Source organism: Synechococcus sp. BA-124 BA4 (assembly GCF_034931165.1).
Genome location: NZ_JAYGIA010000072.1, coordinates 1 through 16,067 on the forward strand (window position 1 = coordinate 1; position 16,067 = coordinate 16,067).

General features: G+C 64.3%; 15 protein-coding genes. 11 read left to right on the top strand and 4 right to left on the bottom strand.

Translation table 11 applies throughout. From position 1 onward, the window contains the following. From VB734_RS09255 to VB734_RS09275, 5 genes are all read left to right on the top strand, one after another. Positions 1 to 333: hypothetical protein (locus VB734_RS09255; protein WP_323243258.1), on the top strand; the 333-nt coding region annotated here is incomplete at its 5' end. 159 nt (positions 334 to 492) lie between these two features. Beyond that, the gene (locus VB734_RS09260) at positions 493 to 4,008 is read left to right on the top strand and encodes a helicase-related protein (RefSeq protein WP_323243259.1); all 3,516 of its coding nucleotides are present in this window, start codon (positions 493 to 495) and stop codon (positions 4,006 to 4,008) included. A gap of 3 nt (positions 4,009 to 4,011) precedes the next feature. Then, a complete protein-coding gene (locus VB734_RS09265) occupies positions 4,012 to 6,930 on the top strand; it encodes a DUF1156 domain-containing protein (protein WP_323243260.1) in 2,919 nt (972 codons plus the stop codon). Between the two features lie 7 nt (positions 6,931 to 6,937). Then, entirely contained in the window at positions 6,938 to 10,306 is a 3,369-nt protein-coding gene (locus tag VB734_RS09270; protein WP_323243261.1) for a DUF499 domain-containing protein, read from the top strand. Between the two features lie 114 nt (positions 10,307 to 10,420). After that, positions 10,421 to 10,885 carry a hypothetical protein gene (locus tag VB734_RS09275; RefSeq protein WP_323243262.1) on the top strand — a complete coding sequence of 155 codons (465 nt, stop codon included), beginning with the start codon at positions 10,421 to 10,423 and terminating at the stop codon, positions 10,883 to 10,885. A gap of 45 nt (positions 10,886 to 10,930) precedes the next feature. On the opposite strand, the gene VB734_RS09280 is transcribed toward VB734_RS09275, so the two are convergent. Beyond that, on the bottom strand, positions 10,931 to 11,569 hold the full coding sequence (locus VB734_RS09280; RefSeq protein ID WP_323243263.1) for an HNH endonuclease signature motif containing protein: 639 nt from the start codon (positions 11,567 to 11,569) through the stop codon (positions 10,931 to 10,933). A 342-nt stretch (positions 11,570 to 11,911) separates the two neighbouring features. Between VB734_RS09280 and VB734_RS09285 the strand changes: the two genes are divergently transcribed. From VB734_RS09285 to VB734_RS09305, 5 genes are all read left to right on the top strand, one after another. Further along, complete coding sequence (locus tag VB734_RS09285; RefSeq protein WP_323243264.1) at positions 11,912 to 12,847, top strand: ArdC family protein; 936 nt, start codon at positions 11,912 to 11,914, stop codon at positions 12,845 to 12,847. Positions 12,848 to 13,005: 158 nt separating this feature from the next. Next, positions 13,006 to 13,218 (top strand): hypothetical protein, encoded by a 213-nt coding sequence (locus VB734_RS09290; protein WP_190546106.1) that lies wholly within the window; start codon positions 13,006 to 13,008, stop codon positions 13,216 to 13,218. 112 nt (positions 13,219 to 13,330) lie between these two features. Further along, on the top strand, positions 13,331 to 13,888 hold the full coding sequence (locus VB734_RS09295; RefSeq protein ID WP_323243265.1) for a hypothetical protein: 558 nt from the start codon (positions 13,331 to 13,333) through the stop codon (positions 13,886 to 13,888). 66 nt (positions 13,889 to 13,954) lie between these two features. After that, the gene (locus tag VB734_RS09300; protein ID WP_323243266.1) at positions 13,955 to 14,131 is read left to right on the top strand and encodes a hypothetical protein; all 177 of its coding nucleotides are present in this window, start codon (positions 13,955 to 13,957) and stop codon (positions 14,129 to 14,131) included. A gap of 135 nt (positions 14,132 to 14,266) precedes the next feature. Then, positions 14,267 to 14,494, top strand: a complete 228-nt coding sequence (locus VB734_RS09305) for a hypothetical protein (RefSeq protein ID WP_323243267.1) — start codon at positions 14,267 to 14,269, stop codon at positions 14,492 to 14,494. Positions 14,495 to 14,523: 29 nt separating this feature from the next. Here the strand turns inward: VB734_RS09305 and VB734_RS09310 are convergent, their stop codons facing one another. The 3 genes from VB734_RS09310 to VB734_RS09320 are packed head-to-tail and all read right to left on the bottom strand — an operon-like array spanning position 14,524 to position 15,211. Continuing rightward, positions 14,524 to 14,739: a DUF2283 domain-containing protein gene (locus VB734_RS09310; protein ID WP_323243268.1), complete on the bottom strand. Its 216-nt coding sequence runs from the start codon at positions 14,737 to 14,739 to the stop codon at positions 14,524 to 14,526. Between the two features lie 15 nt (positions 14,740 to 14,754). Further along, on the bottom strand, positions 14,755 to 15,000 hold the full coding sequence (locus VB734_RS09315) for a type II toxin-antitoxin system HicA family toxin (protein WP_323243269.1): 246 nt from the start codon (positions 14,998 to 15,000) through the stop codon (positions 14,755 to 14,757). After that, positions 14,993 to 15,211, bottom strand: coding sequence for a type II toxin-antitoxin system HicB family antitoxin (locus tag VB734_RS09320; RefSeq protein ID WP_323243270.1), 219 nt, complete (start codon positions 15,209 to 15,211; stop codon positions 14,993 to 14,995). The genes VB734_RS09315 and VB734_RS09320 overlap by 8 nt, the downstream gene beginning before the upstream one ends. Before the next feature lie 169 nt (positions 15,212 to 15,380). Between VB734_RS09320 and VB734_RS09325 the strand changes: the two genes are divergently transcribed. Beyond that, entirely contained in the window at positions 15,381 to 16,067 is a 687-nt protein-coding gene (locus tag VB734_RS09325) for a sigma-70 family RNA polymerase sigma factor (protein ID WP_323243271.1), read from the top strand.

A 16,067-nucleotide genomic window follows, 5' to 3' on the forward strand; every position in this document is an offset into this window, starting at 1 on the left:
GTGCTGGTGCCCGATCGGGGTGTGGCGCCCGGACTGCGGCGGCTCCTGCGCGAGCTGGGGCTCCCCCTGCGCAGCGGCGGCAACAGCCTGCAGACCCCAGACGACTGGATCGGCCGGATCCAGGGCAGCGACCTGGCTCTGGTGGTAGCCGATCGGGAGGCCGACACCTGGGCCTGCCTGCAGCGCTGGCCCCTGGGCCAGGGGCCACGGGCTTCCCGCCCGCACTGTCCGGTTTGGCTGGCGTTGCCGGCCGACTGGCAGGAGCACCCGGTGTTGCGGCACACCGCCCAGGAACTGGGCCGGATCGGCGCCGCGCAACAGCTGGAGGGCTGAAAGTATGTGCTCCGTGCATAGATCCAAGACTCGCGGCTCGAAGTGCTTCTGGTGTGCTGCCACATCGCTTCCGCTAGGTGCAGACTGGCCGCAGCGTCCGCTCACACTCATGCCACCCCACCCGCCACAGGCGGTTGAACCACAGGGGGGCACGCCGCGATGACCGCCCGCTTGGAAGACCTCAAGCCCGATGCCCAGGTCAAGGGCCTGGTAGGGCGCGAGGCTGTCCGCATCATCACGGCCCAGATGATGGGCGAGGCCGCCCAGGTGGTGTATCGGGACGGTCAGGGCACGATCGATACCCAGATCCTGTTTCGGGACAAGGAGGCCGAGCTGGAGATCGTCTCCGGCGGCCGCAAGTGGAGCTTTGAGGGCGACGGCGACCAGTTCCGGCTGGTGAGCGAGGCCGAGCGCATCCGGCTGGCCTACCTCTTCGACCCCTACGTGGCGGTGAGCGGCAGCGCGATCGACCCGCTGCCCCATCAGATCAGTGCGGTCTACGAGCACATGCTCCCCAGGCAGCCGATGCGCTTCCTGCTGGCCGACGACCCCGGCGCCGGCAAGACGATCATGGCCGGCCTGCTGATCAAGGAGCTGCTGATCCGGGGCGAGCTGGAGCGCTGCCTGATCGTGGCCCCGGGGTCCCTAAGTGAGCAGTGGCAGGACGAGCTCAAGGAGAAGTTCGAGCTGCAGTTCGAGCTGCTCACCCGCGACCTGATCAATGCCACCGGCTTGGGCAATCCGTTTGAGCAGAGGCCGCTGCTGATCGCCCGGATGGACATGCTCTCCCGCGACGAGGAGCTACAGACCCGGCTAGAGCAGGCTCCGGAATGGGACCTGGTGGTGTGCGACGAGTCGCACCGGATGAGTGCCCACACCTTTGGCGGGGAGATCAAACGCACCAAGCGCTACGAGATGGGCCGGCGGGTGGGGAACCATGCCCGCAACCTGCTGTTGATGACCGCCACGCCCCACAACGGCAAGGAGGAGGACTTCCAGCTCTACATGGCCCTGCTGGATGAAGACCGCTTTGAGGGTCAGGAGAGGGATGCTGTGCACCGCAGCGATCCCACCGACCTGATGCGGCGGCTGGTGAAGGAAGACCTCTACACCTTTGAAGGCAAGAAGCTGTTCCCGGAGCGCAGGAGCTACACCGCCCAGTACGAGCTGAGCCCCAGCGAGAAGGTGCTCTACGAGCGCGTCACCGAGTACGTGCGTGATGAGATGAACCGCGCTGATCGCAATGCCGATAAAGAAGGAGGTGGCAAGCGGCGGGTGAACGTGGGCTTCGCCTTGATGACCCTTCAGCGCCGCCTGGCGAGCTCACCGTTTGCGATTCACCGCTCCATCGAGCGCAGACGGGAGCGGCTGGAAGCTCGGCTCAAGGAGGAACGGCTGCTGCTGGAGGGGCGGCAAGTGGGTGACCGGCTGCAACTGGAGCGCAGGCTCGCGGCTCTGGAGGCCGATGACCTCGACGAGCTGTACGAGGAGGACACCGCCTCTGAGATCGAGGAGGTTGAGAACGTCTTTACCGACAACGCCACCTCAGCCCAGACCCTGGCGGAACTGGAGCACGAGATCCAGGTCCTCAAGGAGCTGGAGGTGCTCAGCAAGCGGGTGGTGAATTCCGGTACCGATGCCAAGTGGATGGAGCTCGACCGGATCCTCGATGCCCCGCAAATGGTGGATGAGAACGGCGGCCGGCGAAAGCTGGTGCTGTTCACCGAGTTCAAGGACACGCTCACCGACCTGGCCCGCAAGATCCGCAACCGCCTCGGCCGGGAAGAAGCGGTGGTGGAGATCCATGGCGGTGTGCCAAGAGACCGGCGGCGGCAGGTGGTGCACGCCTTCATGAACGATCCGCAGGTGGTGGTGCTGCTGGCCAACGACGCTGCTGGGGAGGGCGTGAACCTGCAGCGGGCGCACCTGATGGTGAATTACGACCTGCCCTGGAACCCCAACCGGCTGGAGCAGCGCTTCGGGCGGATCCACCGGATTGGTCAACAGGAGGTCTGCCACCTCTGGAACCTGCTGGCGCAGGACACCCGCGAGGGCGAGGTCTACATCCAGCTGCTGGAGAAGCTCGACAACGCCCGCAAGGCCCTTGGCGACAAGGTGTTCGATGTGCTCGGTCAGCTGTTCACCGGCCGCTCGCTGCGGGAGCTGCTGATGGATGCGGTGCTTTACAACGCCGATCCTGCGGTGAAGGCCCGCATGCAGGAGATCGATGAGGCGGTGAAGTCCGACCACCTGCTGGAGCTGCTGGAGCGCCGTGCCCTGGTGAAGCAGGGGATGGACACCAGCAAGGTGCGCGACCTGCGTCAGCAGATGGAGCGGGCGATGGCGCGCCGGGTCCATCCCCACTACGTGCACGACTTCTTTCTGGAGGCGTTCCGCAGGCTGGGCGGCAAAGCCTTCCCCAGGGAGGAGGGCCGCTACGAGATCACCCATGTGTCACCGCAGCTGCTCGATCGCGACCAGCAGATCGGCATGGGGGTGCCGGTGCAGCCCCGCTACGAGCGGATCTGCTTTGAGAAGGAGCATGTGGGGCAGAGCCCCAGGGCCGAGCTGGTGAGCCCGGGCCATCCCCTGCTGGAGGCGTGCATCTCCCTGATCTGGGAACGCCACGGCCAGGTGCTCAGCCAGGGGGCAGTGCTGATCGACGACGACGATCTGGGGGCCGAGCCGCGGCTGATGTTCTGTCTGGAGCACGGCCTGCAGGATGGTCGCCGCAACCGCCAGGGGCAGCAGCAGCTGATCTCCAACCGGCTGGTGTTCCTGGAGATCGCCCGCTCCGGCGCGGTGAAGAGCGCCGGATCCGCCCCCTATCTCGACTACCGGCCCCTGCGCACGGGTGAGCTAGAGCTGATCCAGCCGCTGCTGGGGGATGGCTGGCTGAACCAGGACTGGGACCAGCTGGTGCTGGCGCATGCGATGCAGAGCCTGGTGCCCCAGCACCTGGAGGAGATCAAGCGGGAACGGGTGGAGCGGATCGAGAAGGCGCGCCAGGAGATCCAGGCCCGCATGCAGCGGCAGATCAACCACTGGTCGCGCCAGTACGAAGAGCTCAAGCACAAGGACACCGCTGGCAAGCGAACCCGCCTGCCGGCCCATGTGGCCAAGGAGCGGGCCGAGCTGCTGGTGAGCCGTCTGGGCAAGCGCATGGCCGCCCTCGATGCCGAGGCCCAGATCAGTGCTCGGCTGCCTCTGATCAAGGGAGGAGCGCTGATCGTGCCGGGGGGCCTCCTGCGTCAACTGCGCGGCGAAACTCCCGATGCCAGCGTGGATGCCGAAGCCCGTAGGCGGGTGGAGCTGCTGGCGATGGAGGCGGTATTCGCAGCCGAGCGCGCCCTGGGCCGCATCCCGGTGGACAAGAGCGCCGAGCGTGGGATCGGGTTCGACATTGAGTCAGCTGGTCCTGATGGCTCGCTGGTGTTCATTGAGGTGAAGGGCCGAGTGGAGGGAGCCGACTCATTGACCCTCACCTACAACGAGCTGAAGTGCGGAAACAACCAGCCCGAGAAGTTCCGGCTGGCGATCAGCACGGTGAGTGGCGATCGGGCCTCGCCGCCGCGGTATGTGAGTGGGATCGACTGGGGCCGCCCTGGCTTTGGTTCCACCGGCTCCAACTTTTCCCTTTCCGATCTGCTCTCCGTTGCGGAGGAGCCGCACTAACCCATGACCAGCGACCACCCTGTCAAACGCCGCAAAAAGCTGATCGAGGTCGCCATCCCGCTGGAGGCGATCAATGCGGCCTCAGCGCGGGAGAAAAGCATCCGCCATGGGCACCCGAGCACCCTGCATCTGTGGTGGGCAAGGCGTCCGCTGGCGGCGGCACGGGCGGTGATTTTCTGCCAGATGGTGGACGATCCCTCGGCAGTGCCGGAGGAGTTCCCAACGGAGGAGGACCAGGAGCAGGAAAGGTTGCGGCTGTTTGCGCTGATCAGTGAGCTGGTGCTATGGGAGAGCACTACCAAGGAAGAAGTTCTCAAGCCCGCTCGGGAGGAGATTCTCCGCAGCTGGCGTCGTTGCTGTGCCGACAACGCCGATCATCCTAAAGCTGCCGAGCTATTCAAACCGGAGAAGCTGCCTGGCTTCCACGATCCCTTCGCCGGTGGTGGTGCCTTGCCACTGGAGGCGCAGCGGCTTGGGCTGGAGAGTTTTGCCAGCGATCTGAACCCAGTGGCGGTGCTGATCAACAAAGCCATGATCGAGATCCCGCCCAAGTTCGCCGGACTGCCGCCGGTGAACCCCGAGAGCCGGCGGAAACAAGACATCAGCTCCTGGAAGGGCGCCCAGGGCCTGGCGGAAGACGTGCGCTACTACGGCCAATGGATGCGCGATGAAGCCGAGAAGCGGATCGGTCATCTCTACCCGAAGGTTGAGGTGTCAGCCGAGATGGCGAAAGACCGGCCCGACCTCAACCCCTACGTGGGCAAGAAGCTCACTGTGATCGCCTGGCTGTGGGCTCGCACAGTGAAGAGCCCTAACCCGGCTTTTGCGCAGGTAGACGTGCCCCTGGCTTCCACCTTCTTGCTTTCGCAAATGAAAGGCAAGGAGGCCTATCTAAATCCAGTGATCGAAGACGGCGGTTATCGGTTCACGGTGAAGGTGGGTAGGCCGAAGGATCCAGAGGCAGCCAAGAACGGCACAAAACTCTCGCGCGGGGCAAACTTTCAGTGCCTGATGTCTACCACCCCGATTGAAAGCGACTACATCAAGGCTGAGGGTGCTGCTGGTCGTATGGGGGCTCGCTTGATGGCTATCGTGGCTGAAGGCAATCGAGGCCGGGTCTACTTGGCTCCAACACCAGCGATGGAATCCATCGCTTTGACAGCGAAGCCAAGCTGGAAGCCAGAGACGCCACTGCCTAACGATCCACGCAACTTCTGGACGCCGGCGTACGGTCTGAGCACCTTCGGCGATCTCTTCACCGCTCGCCAGCTCGTGGCGCTTACCACCTTCTCGGACTTGGTTCAGGAAGCGCGGGAGCGGGTGAAGGTGGATGCGATAGATGCAGGCCGTCCCGATGAAGAAACCCCAATGCGTGAAGGAGGAGTTGGAGCTTCCGCCTATGGAGATGCCGTGGAGGTTTATCTGGGCTTTGTCGTAAGCAGTCAGTCGGATCGAATGACAACAATTTGCACGTGGGATGCAGGAGGTTCAACGTGGGGTACAAAGACGCGCAACACCTTCGCCAGACAGGCGATTCCCATGAGCTGGGACTTTGCAGAAGTCAACCCACTATCAACTCAGTCCGGGAGTTTTGAGAATTCACTTGATTACACATCCAAAGGAATTTTATGCGCCGGTCAGCAACCGGGAAAAGCATGCCAGGCTGATGCTTCCACGCAAACCGAATCGATTGACAAGATTGTCTCTAGCGATCCTCCTTATTACGACAACATTAACTATGCGGATCTCTCCGACTTCTTCTATGTCTGGCTGCGTCGCTCCCTGAAGCATGTCTTCCCTGAGTTATTCGCCACCTTGGCCGTTCCCAAGGCGGAGGAGCTGGTAGCTACGCCCTACCGCCATGGCGGCAAGGAGAACGCCGAAGCCTTCTTTCTCGATGGCATGACCTTGGCGATGGAGCGGATCGCCGAGCAATCACATCCAGCCTTCCCGGTCACGATCTACTACGCGTTCAAGCAGTCGGAGACGAAGACGGCCGCTGGCACCGCCAGCACTGGGTGGGAGACCTTCTTGGCTGCAGTGATCCGCGCTGGCTTTGCGCTGTATGGCACCTGGCCGATCCGTACGGAGCTTGCGAACCGCATGATCGGCTCTGGCACCAATGCCCTTGCCTCCAGCGTTGTGCTGGTCTGCGAGCGACGACTGGCGTCAGCTATCACTCTGTCCCGCACTGACTTCCGTCGCCAACTGCGCCAAGAACTGCCCCGCGCGTTGAAAAAGCTGGAGCGCGCCAACATCGCCCCCGTGGATGTGGCCCAGGCGGCGATCGGCCCCGGCATGGCCATCTTCAGCAGTGCCAAGGCTGTGCTCAATCCCGACGACAGCCCAATGAGCGTTCGGGAGGCCTTAGTGGAGATCAATGCAGCCCTCGATGAGTACCTCTCCCAGGACGAGGGGGATCTGGATGCAGACAGCCGCTTTGCCCTCACCTTTTTCGAGAGCTTCGGATATGCGGAGCGTGACTTTGGAGATGCGGAGGGACTGGCCAAAGCTCGCAATCTGTCGGTAGATGGTGTGGCCAGAGCCGGTATCCTGCGGTCCGTGGCAGGCAAGGTGCAGCTACTTCAGCGATCAGAACTCCCAGATGATTGGGATCCCAGTCGAGATAAACGCCTCTGCGCCTGGGAAGCAACTCAGCAGCTGATTAAAAGATTGGAGGCCGATGGGGAGAGCAGTGCCGCAGCCCTCTTATTTCAGCTCAAGGGAATCAGAACGCATGCCGATCTTGTGGCCAACTGCCGGGCGCTGGCCTACCGCCTCTACAACCACTGCGAGAAGACCAAGCAAGCAGAAGAAGCTCGCTCCTACAACGGCCTGGTGATCGCCTGGCTTGAGCTGGAACGGCAGGCTTCTGCCGCCGCCAATGCCCAGTCCGCCCCCCTCCAGACCAGTTTGATCTGATCCCGCCATGGCCCTCTCCAACCGCGACCGCATCGGCAAGTCGCTTGAAATGCTCAGCGCTGCTCTGGCACCGTTCGTCACCCGTGTGCTCGAAAGTTGTGACGGTCTGGATTGGCAGCAGAACCTGAAATCTCACGAATCGATCTCAGACGTGCAGCTCCAGCTCAAGCTGATGCGCGACAACTGGGATGCGGCCTTCCGCAAGCAGCTGGACCGTTCCCATCGCTCCTTCGTGTTTGAGCTCACGGATGTGCGCAACGACTGGGCCCATCAGAAGACCTTCAGCTCCAACGACACCGACCGCGCTCTCGATACCGCCACCCGGCTTTGCCAGGCGATCGCTGCACCCGAGCAGCAGCAGGCGATTCAGGAGCTACGGGAAGAGTTGCAGCAGATTGTCTTTGCAGAACGAGCGCGAAACAAGACGCGCTATCAGGCTTCTATTGAAAACCAGGTCAAGTCTGGCTTGATCCCCTGGCGGGATGTGATCACTCCCCACCCGGACGTGATCAACGGCCGTTACCAGCAGGCCGAGTTCGCCGCCGATCTCGATCTGGTGCATCGCGGCATCGGCAGCCCCGAATACACCGACCCGATCGAGTTCTTCCGGCGCACCTTCATCACTGAGGGCCTCAAAGACCTGCTGCGCATCGCCCTGCAGCGCTTCAACGGTCTCGGTGGTGAGCCGGTGATCGAGCTGCAGACCAACTTCGGTGGCGGCAAGACACACTCGATGCTCAGCGTTTACCACATGGGCTCGGGCGTTTCCCTTGCTGACTTACCTGGGCTGGATCAGCTCTGCACCGAACTCAACCTCCATTCCGTACCCCGGGCCTCCCGGGCTGTTCTGGTAGGTACCGCCTTCAATCCCTCCAAGATTGACCACAAACCAGACGGCACTGAGGTGCACACCCTCTGGGGTGAGCTGGCCTGGCAGCTGGGTGGTCCGCAGGCTTACGCACAGATCGCCGAGAGCGACCGCAGCCAGGTGCCGCCCGGTGCGCGTACCCTGGCCGCCTTGTTCAAGGCCCATGGACCCTGCCTGATCCTGCTGGATGAATGGGTGGCCTATGCCCGCAACCTCGTCAGCCCGCGTGAGAGCCTGCCCGCCGGCACCTTTGACGCCCAGCTCTCCTTCGCCCAGCAGCTCACCGAGGCCACCAAGCAGGTACCCAATGCCCTGCTGCTGATCTCCGTGCCCCAGAGCCGCAACGAGATTGGCGGCAGCGATGGCGAAACCGCCTGCGATGGCCTCAAGAACGTCGTCTCCCGCCTTGCCTACCAATGGCGACCGGCCTCCGGCACCGAGAGCTTTGAGATCGTGCGGCGGCGCCTCTTTGAGCCGATCACCACCAACGAGAGCGGTGCCCAGCGTGATGCTGTCGTGCGGGCCTTCACTGACCAGTACGCCGCCAACAAAGCTGACTTCCCCTCCGAGGTGCGCGAGAGCGGCTATCGCGACCTGCTCACCTCCGCTTACCCGATTCACCCGGAGCTGTTCAACCGCCTTTACGAGGAGTGGAGCACCCTCGATCGCTTCCAGCGCACCCGAGGCGTGCTCCGGTTATTGGCGCTCACGATCGAGGGTCTCTGGAATGGCAACAGCCGCGACCTGCTGATCATGCCCAGCTCGATGCCGATCGACGACAACGACGTGCGCAACGAGCTGGTGAAATTCCTCGACAACCAGTGGGAGCCGATCATTGCCACCGACGTCGATGGCGCCCAGTCGGTGCCCACCCAGCTGGACCGGGAGAACCCGAACTTTGGCCGCGTCAGTGCCTGCAAGCGAGTGGCCCGCAGCCTCTACATGGGCACCGCCCCAGGCGCCAACCGCGAACGCAAGGGCATCAACGATCAGCGCGTGAAGCTCGCCTGCGTCATGCCCGGCGAGCCGATTGCGGTCTTCGGCGATGCGCTGCGGCGCCTCGGTGATCGAGGCCGCTACATCCAGCAGGACGGCGACCGCTACTGGATCGACACCAGCCCCAACCTCAACCGCACGGCAGAGGACTACCGCGAGAGTTACCTGCGTCAGAGAGAGGAGCTGTTGGTGGAAGCCAACCGCCTCTTGGTGCAGCAGGCCGGCAGCAAAGACCGCGGTGCTTTCGCAGGGGTTCAGAGTGCCCAGCTCGACAGCAGCGGCATACCCGATGATCCGTCTACTCGGCTGGTACTGCTGGCGGCCCAGTACACCCACAAGACCCGCCGAAAGGACAGCCCCCAGCAAGCCCCGCCATCACCCGCGCTGGAGTGGGCGGCTCAGTGCCTTCAGAGCAAAGGGAATAGTCCACGCCAGTACGCCAACACGTTGGTGTTCCTGGCCCCGGATCAGGACAATCTCGAGAACCTATTCCAGGCGATTGCTGATCAGCGCGCCTGGCAGAAGGTGATCGATGAAAAGCTGCTGCTGCAAATCACCGTCAATCAGGAAAATCAGGCTGCCGCCAAAATTCAGGAGGCCACCGCGGCGATCGCGGCACGCATCCCAGAGACCTGGTGCCACCTGTTGGTTCCTCATCAAAGCCAGCCCGGCAACCAAGGGCCTTCCTGGGATGAGTTTCGCCTGAGTGCCGGCAGCGAAGGGCTGGTCAAGCGGGCGTCAAGCAAGTGCCAGCAGGAAGAGGCTCTGTACCAGGCGCTGGGTGCCAGCCGCATCCGCCGGTATCTCGACAACTTCCTCTGGCAAAACCGTGAGTCCGTCTCCGTTCAGGAGCTTGTGGCTTGGTGCCGCAAATACCTCTACCTCCCCAGGGTGAGCACCGACGACGTGATCCTCGAAGGCCTCACCAACGCCCAGGCCGCACTTACAGGCGACAGCACCTTCTATCTGGCTGAAGGCCTCGATGAGGGCAGCGGGCGTTTTATCGGCCTCAAGCCCCAGGGACAGTTCCTGAGCGCCGCCACTATGCGGATGCTGATTGTCAAAGACGAGGTAGCCCTGGCTCAGATCGAGGCGGAGCAGCGGGCGAAGACCATTGATCCTCCCCCTGGTAAGGGAACCGGCAGTGTTAGCGGCACTGGTCCTGGCCTTGGGACTGGCACTTCCACCGGAACGGGCACAGGCTCGACCAACACCAACACCGCCGAAGGTACAGGCCGGCCTGGCACTGGCGTCAAGCCACCACCCCCGCCGTCGTCGCCACAGCGCACGACCTTCACCGGCTCCTTGAAGCTCGACCCTGTGCGAGCGGGTCTGCAGATGGGCCAGTTCCTGGAGGAGGTGATGAGTCACCTGCAGGCTCTCCCCGGTGCGGAAGTGAACCTGTCAGTGGAAGTGCACGTCAAAGCCCCAAACGGCATCGATGACCCGACCGCCCGCATCGTGCTGGAGAACGCAGCAGCACTGAAGCTGGATAACCCGCAGGTCTATTGACCTTCAGCCAAGGGGCACGCCATGGCTCTGTCACGTAGGAAGCCCGTTGGGTACCCCGAAATCAGCTTCTTGTCTTTTGACGTTCTGGCTTTGTTGGCCAGGATCCAGCATGAGATGGAGCTCGATTCTGTTGGTCATGTCACCTTCAGCCTGCAGACAATAGCGACCCTGGCTTGCATCCGCTGGGAACAAGGAAAACCGGGTGCCGATATCTTCTTCCACTCGCTCTTCAACCGTCCTGACGTGCCTCAGCCAGTGATTGAGCATGTTCTGCGCCATGAGCTCCTGCACCTGAAAATCCCGGCTAGGGAAATCGATGGCAAGCTGATCCATCACCCGCCTGAGTTCTGGGAGGCTGAACAGGCTCTGGTTCCCTGGAAGTCGGCATCCTGGGGGTGGATGATTCTCGCTTTCTGGGAAGTCATCAAGACAGACATCCCGAATGAATGCACTTGGGTCAAGAAGTCTTGGCGGAAGCTTCAGAGATACCCCTACCCAAGCTGGCAGATGATCCTTGACAACCAGAGCAGATACTCTGACAAACAGGGGCAGATCCAGGGCTTGATGGAAAGTCTTTAATGAGCCTGAGTCAGCAGTTTATGGCCATGCCTGCCTGCCACCTGCCTACCCGATCGCGGACCACACCTTGGCCCCTTTGCGGACATTCTCATTGGCGCTGATCACCTGAAGATTGCGTGGGTGATGCTGGCCACCCTTTGCGAGAGGAATGATGTGATCCACGTGGTACTGAATGAATCCCGCCGCTTGATTTAGTCTGTCCCTTTGGTCGTAAATCTGCTGGATCAGCTGCTCTTCTTCATTGCTCAGCTCCGGCGTTTGCTCGCGCAGACGCTGTTTTCGTCTGTGCAGATAGATCGCTGATTTGTGTCTGTCTACTTCGTGGACAGTCTCTGGTGGCGGACAGCTCACCTCGTCCAGGTCCAGGGCTGCTCGCTCCAGTGTCCAAAGTTCTGATCGGAGCTGCTTGGAGCACCACTGGTGATATCGGGTATCTCCCTGGAGATCGATCACATCCCGAGAACGGGTGACGACGTAAATGAAGTCATCTCCAAGCCGTTCTCCTGTCCACTGGGTCCAGCAGCGGGCGAGATAGCGGTCATTGCCGCTGACCCAGATGAACAGGGTCGGCAGTTCAAGAGCCTCCTCTCCTTTCGCAGGACCGCGTCGGGCATACGTGCGATCGCCCTGCTTCGTGATCAGTCCGCGGTCGTTCGACTGGATGACCCGGAACTTCAGCTCCATGGCGACGGGAGCCCTCGTCTGCTGTGCCCAGCAGCCTATGGCCCAGAAACACGACGAGCACTGGCCTGCCGGGGGGCGGACTTCCACTGAAGACCCAGTAAGTGGTCGCGCAGGAATCCTCAGCGTGCGCGGCCGCGCAAGGGCTTCGCAAGCCGGCCCGCCACTGGCGATGAGACGCCGGTGGCACTGGGTTCACGGAGCGCTGTGGCCGGCCCTTGCCGCTGGCCGCGCTTGCGCTTGCGGTCCTGCGCTTGCCCATCCGTGGCTGTTACTTCACCATCACGCTCATCCCGGTCAGCCCAGGGAGCTGCTGCTGCCAAGGTCTCGCCTGAGGAGAAGCTGGTGGCCTCCCTGGTCGCCCTGCTGGAGGCCGGCACCACCCCCTGGCGGCGGGAATGGGATGCTGCCTCGGGGGGCCACCACGTGAATCTGCTCTCCGGCCGCCGCTACCGCGGCGCCAATCCAGCACTGCTCACCCTGGGCATGCACCTGCGGGGATCAGCCCTGCCTTACTGGTGCGGTTTTGCTGAGGCCAAGGCCCTGGGGATCTTCCCCCGCAAGGGCAGCAAGGCGGTGCATGTGTTGCGGCCCCGGGTGCATCAGCTAGGCGCAGGCCAGCTGGCGGAGTCGGTCTCAGCAGCTGAGGGTGGCCACGGATCCGCCGGCGCCGATGGCCAGCCGTCGGTTCAGCCTGGCCGCAGCTGGGTCAGCTACCGGCCGGTGGCACTGTTCAATGCCGCCGATCTGGAAGGTGAGGCTCTGGAGGCGCTGATCCAGAAGCGCCGCCAGGCCGAGGGGGCTGTGCTGCGGTCCGAGCCGGAGCGGCTGGGGGCAGCAGATGCCGTGCTCAGCCGCTGGCCGGTGCCCGTGAGCTTCGCGGGTGATCGGGCCTGCTACCTGCCGGTGCCCGATCGCATCCAGCTCCCTGATCGCACCGCCTTCCACTCGGCAGCTGCCCTCTATGCCACCTGGGCCCATGAGGTGATTCATTCCACGGGCCACAGCTCCCGGCTGGCCCGCGATCTCTCCGGCGGCATGGGCGAAAGAGGCGATGGCGGCCGGGCCTATGCCCGCGAGGAGCTGGTGGCCGAGCTGGGCGCCGTGCTGCTCGGCGATCGCCTGGAGATCGGCAGTGCCATGGCCAATCACGCCGCCTATCTGGGCCACTGGGTGGAGCTGCTCAAAGAGTCGCCGCGGGTGCTGTTGCAGGTGCTCAGTGATGCCCGCAAGGCTGCCGATCTGGTCTGCCCGGAAGCACCTGCGGCGGATGGGGGTTGAGCCTGCTGCTGGTGGGCAGGCCTTGGACTCTGGCGATCACGCCACCCGGCCTGCCCCGGCTTGCGTACCGCGCAAGGGCTGACGCGAGTCGCTGCGCGACCCTTGCGCGGCGCTGGCGGCGCCGGGGCTGAACGGCGGTGTCGTTCGCCAGCCCTGCCATGGCCGCCACTCCCCTCAGCCGCTCCTGCCCGATCCGCATCATCTCGGTCCACCTGCTTGATGCCGCCGGCCAGCTGTTGCGGGTGCTCTTCCTCGATCGTGAGGGGCACATCTCCGCTGAGCCGCACTACGTGCCTCGCGAGCAGGCTCTGATCCTGGCTGCCAATCAGCAGCGGGTGCTCGGTCCCCAGGCCGAGGTGCGGGTGCTCTGAGCTCCCGGTGCCGGAGGCTCCTTTGCCTCCGGCTTTCTCCTGCCTGCCCCGGCTGGGGCTTGGGCTCCTTGGCAAGAGCAGGTGCCATGCACCGCCATCAGCGGCGAGCCCCATGACTGCAACGCAACTTCCATCCACGTCCAGCAGCACTGCGCTGCCAAGCGCACCTCTCGGTGCGACCAGTCCCCAGCACCCCAACCGGCTGCCGATTCCGGCCATCCCCGCCTATGAGGTGCTGCTCCAGCAGCAGGAGGAGAGCCGGGGAGTCTTCGGGCGGATGCTGCTGAACTGGCGGCGCCGCAACGGGTGGACCCAGTACACCGCCTGCAGCTGGGCCGAGGCGATCGGTGAGCCCAAGCTGTTGATCTCCTACGGCAACCTGTCGGTGATCGAGCAGGGCAAGGCCGGGGAGCTGCGGCAGCGGGCCTTCTGGCAGCTGTGGGAGCTGAACCGCCGCATTGTCTCCGGTGACTGGGGACGCATCGGGGATGCCGAGCTGCGCCGGAAGTTGGAAGGCGCCACTTCCCTGGGGGATGAGGCCGCGCCGGTGTGGGGGCCGCTGGAGTTCTGGGCCTGCTACTGCGGCCTGCGGCCGGTGCCACCCGCCTTTGCTTCCACACCAGCTCCCCTGATCGGTACGCGGCAGGCTGCTGTCCTGAGCAGCCGCTAGCGCCGCCAGCTCCAGACCCTGATCGAGGAGCACCAGCTCGATGCGGCCGTTGCGCTGGACCGCCTGATGGCCCTGGCGGAAGAGGAGCACCGGCGCGACTTCTACGCCGTGCTCACCGGCTTTCGCCGCTACACCCCGACCGAGCTGTCGGTGCTGTGGCTGGAGAAGGATCGCTACTGGCCGGAACTGTGGCTGGAGCAGTGGGAAGGGTCGCTGCCGGCCGCGAGGGCCGCAGCGGCTTGATGCACGGATGCCTTTGATGGCTGGCGCGCAGGCCTCGACAGGGTGCGGGGCGGCGTCAAGGATCGGAGCCATGCCCGCTGCGCGGGTCCTTGACCCCGCCCCGCATGGAGGCCAGGTCCTGCGCTCAGGTCCGCCATGGCCACGCTTCTTGCTCCGGCTTCTGCCTCCGTTCACCTCCATGCCGCCCGCCGGCTGCACTTCTCCGCCAGCTGCGATGGCTTGCTCTATTGGCTCAGCGAAGAATGCTGGGGCCGGGGGCTGGTTCGCCTCGCTGGGCTTCTGGATGAGCTGCTGATCGAGCGGCAGGCTGAGCAGCCCGAGCCAGCCCTGGATCCCGAGCTGGAAGCTCTGCTGCCCTACTGAGGCCTGGGGGCTGCGGCCCCCTTCTCGCGTCAGGCCGGCTGCAGCACAGGGGTGATCGGCAGCAGGGTCAGGGTCGTGCTGGTGTCGCTGATCTGGAAGTAGTGCTCCAGGGTCACGCCCACTGGTTTGCCTCTTTCATAGAAGTCGACGATCAGGTTGTCGCTCACTGCCTCAGAGCTGCTGCTCACCCGATCGGCCAGCTCGATGGTGAGGGTGTCGGGTTCCGGGAAGTAGCGGATTTTCATGGTGCGGGGGCTGCATCAAAGGGCCTGGATGAAGGTGTCGCCGTCTACTCCGGCCTGCCGCAGAACGCTGGCGAGGGTGCCGACGGCCAAATCCCGCCGGTGCAGGGGAACCACACAGATCACGGCAACTGCACTGCCATCGGCCTTGGTCGTTGTTCTGCGAAGCACCAGGTGGCTGCCCTTCTGACGCACCTCCTCAAATCCCAGACGCTTCAGGGCCGCCACCACAGCAGCGGCGGGAAGGCGCGGGAGCTTAGGCAACGCTCACCTCAAAGGTGGTGAGCAGCCTTGGCGCCAACGCCGGCTGCGGACACTCCTCCAGGAACAGTTCGGTGGCCTCCCGCAGGTTGGCCAGGGCTTCTTCCACCGTGTCGCCTTGGCTCACGGTGCCCACCTCGGGGCACTCGGCCACGTACACCTCCTCCTCGCGGTGAAGGATCGCCGTGAGTCGTTGGGCGGTGGCGCTGCTCATCGGCGTTGAGCGGGATGCCTCCAGTCTGGGGCTTCTGGGCAAGACCAGCCAGCAGCCAGCCGGAGAGGGGGGGGATCGCCACCGGGCCGGCGCACACCCACCGCATCCCTCGGCCGGTCCTCACGCCGCGTCAAGGATCGGGCCATGCGCCCTCCTGCGTCGGGCGTCCTTGCCACGGCGCTGCGGCTGGCCGGTGGGGGTGGGGTTCTCCGCCGTCCCTCAGGTGGCTTCCCCCGCTTCCTCCTCCCGCCGCCAGAAGCCGGCAGGCCAAGCCCTCAGCCGTTCTGCCCTCAAGGCCCGCGATGCCCTGGTGCTGGAGCACCTGCCGCTGGCTGATGCCATTGCCTCAGCCACCGCCCGGCGCCTGTTCCCGCTGGTGGAGCGGGAGGATCTGATCCAGGTGGCCCGAGAGGCCCTGGTTCGCTCCGCCCCCCGCTGCAGAGCAGGGGAGTCGCCAGCTCCCTATCTGCGCCGCTGCATCACAGGCGCCTTACAGCACCACCTGCGCGATCGGGTGCGGATGGTGCGCATCTCCCGCCGCGAGCACGAGAAGGGCACCTGCCCGCTCGGCCACATCAGCCTCGATGCTCCCGCTGCAGGTGAGTCCTCTCTGCTCGATCAGCTGGCCGCTCCCGCAGCCGCGCCCTCGCTGGAGCCTTCCCTCGCCGGGCCGGCCCTGGAGCAGCTGGTGGAGCAGCTGCCGGCAGCCCAGGCCACGGCCCTGCGGCTCACCGTCCTCGAGGGCCTCTCGCTCCGGCAGGCCGCCGAGCGGCTGGAGATCAGCTGCATGTCGGTGCAGCGGGCCCAGAAGAAGGCCATCGCCGCCCTGCGCGAGCAGCTCGCTGGAGGGGGCTGA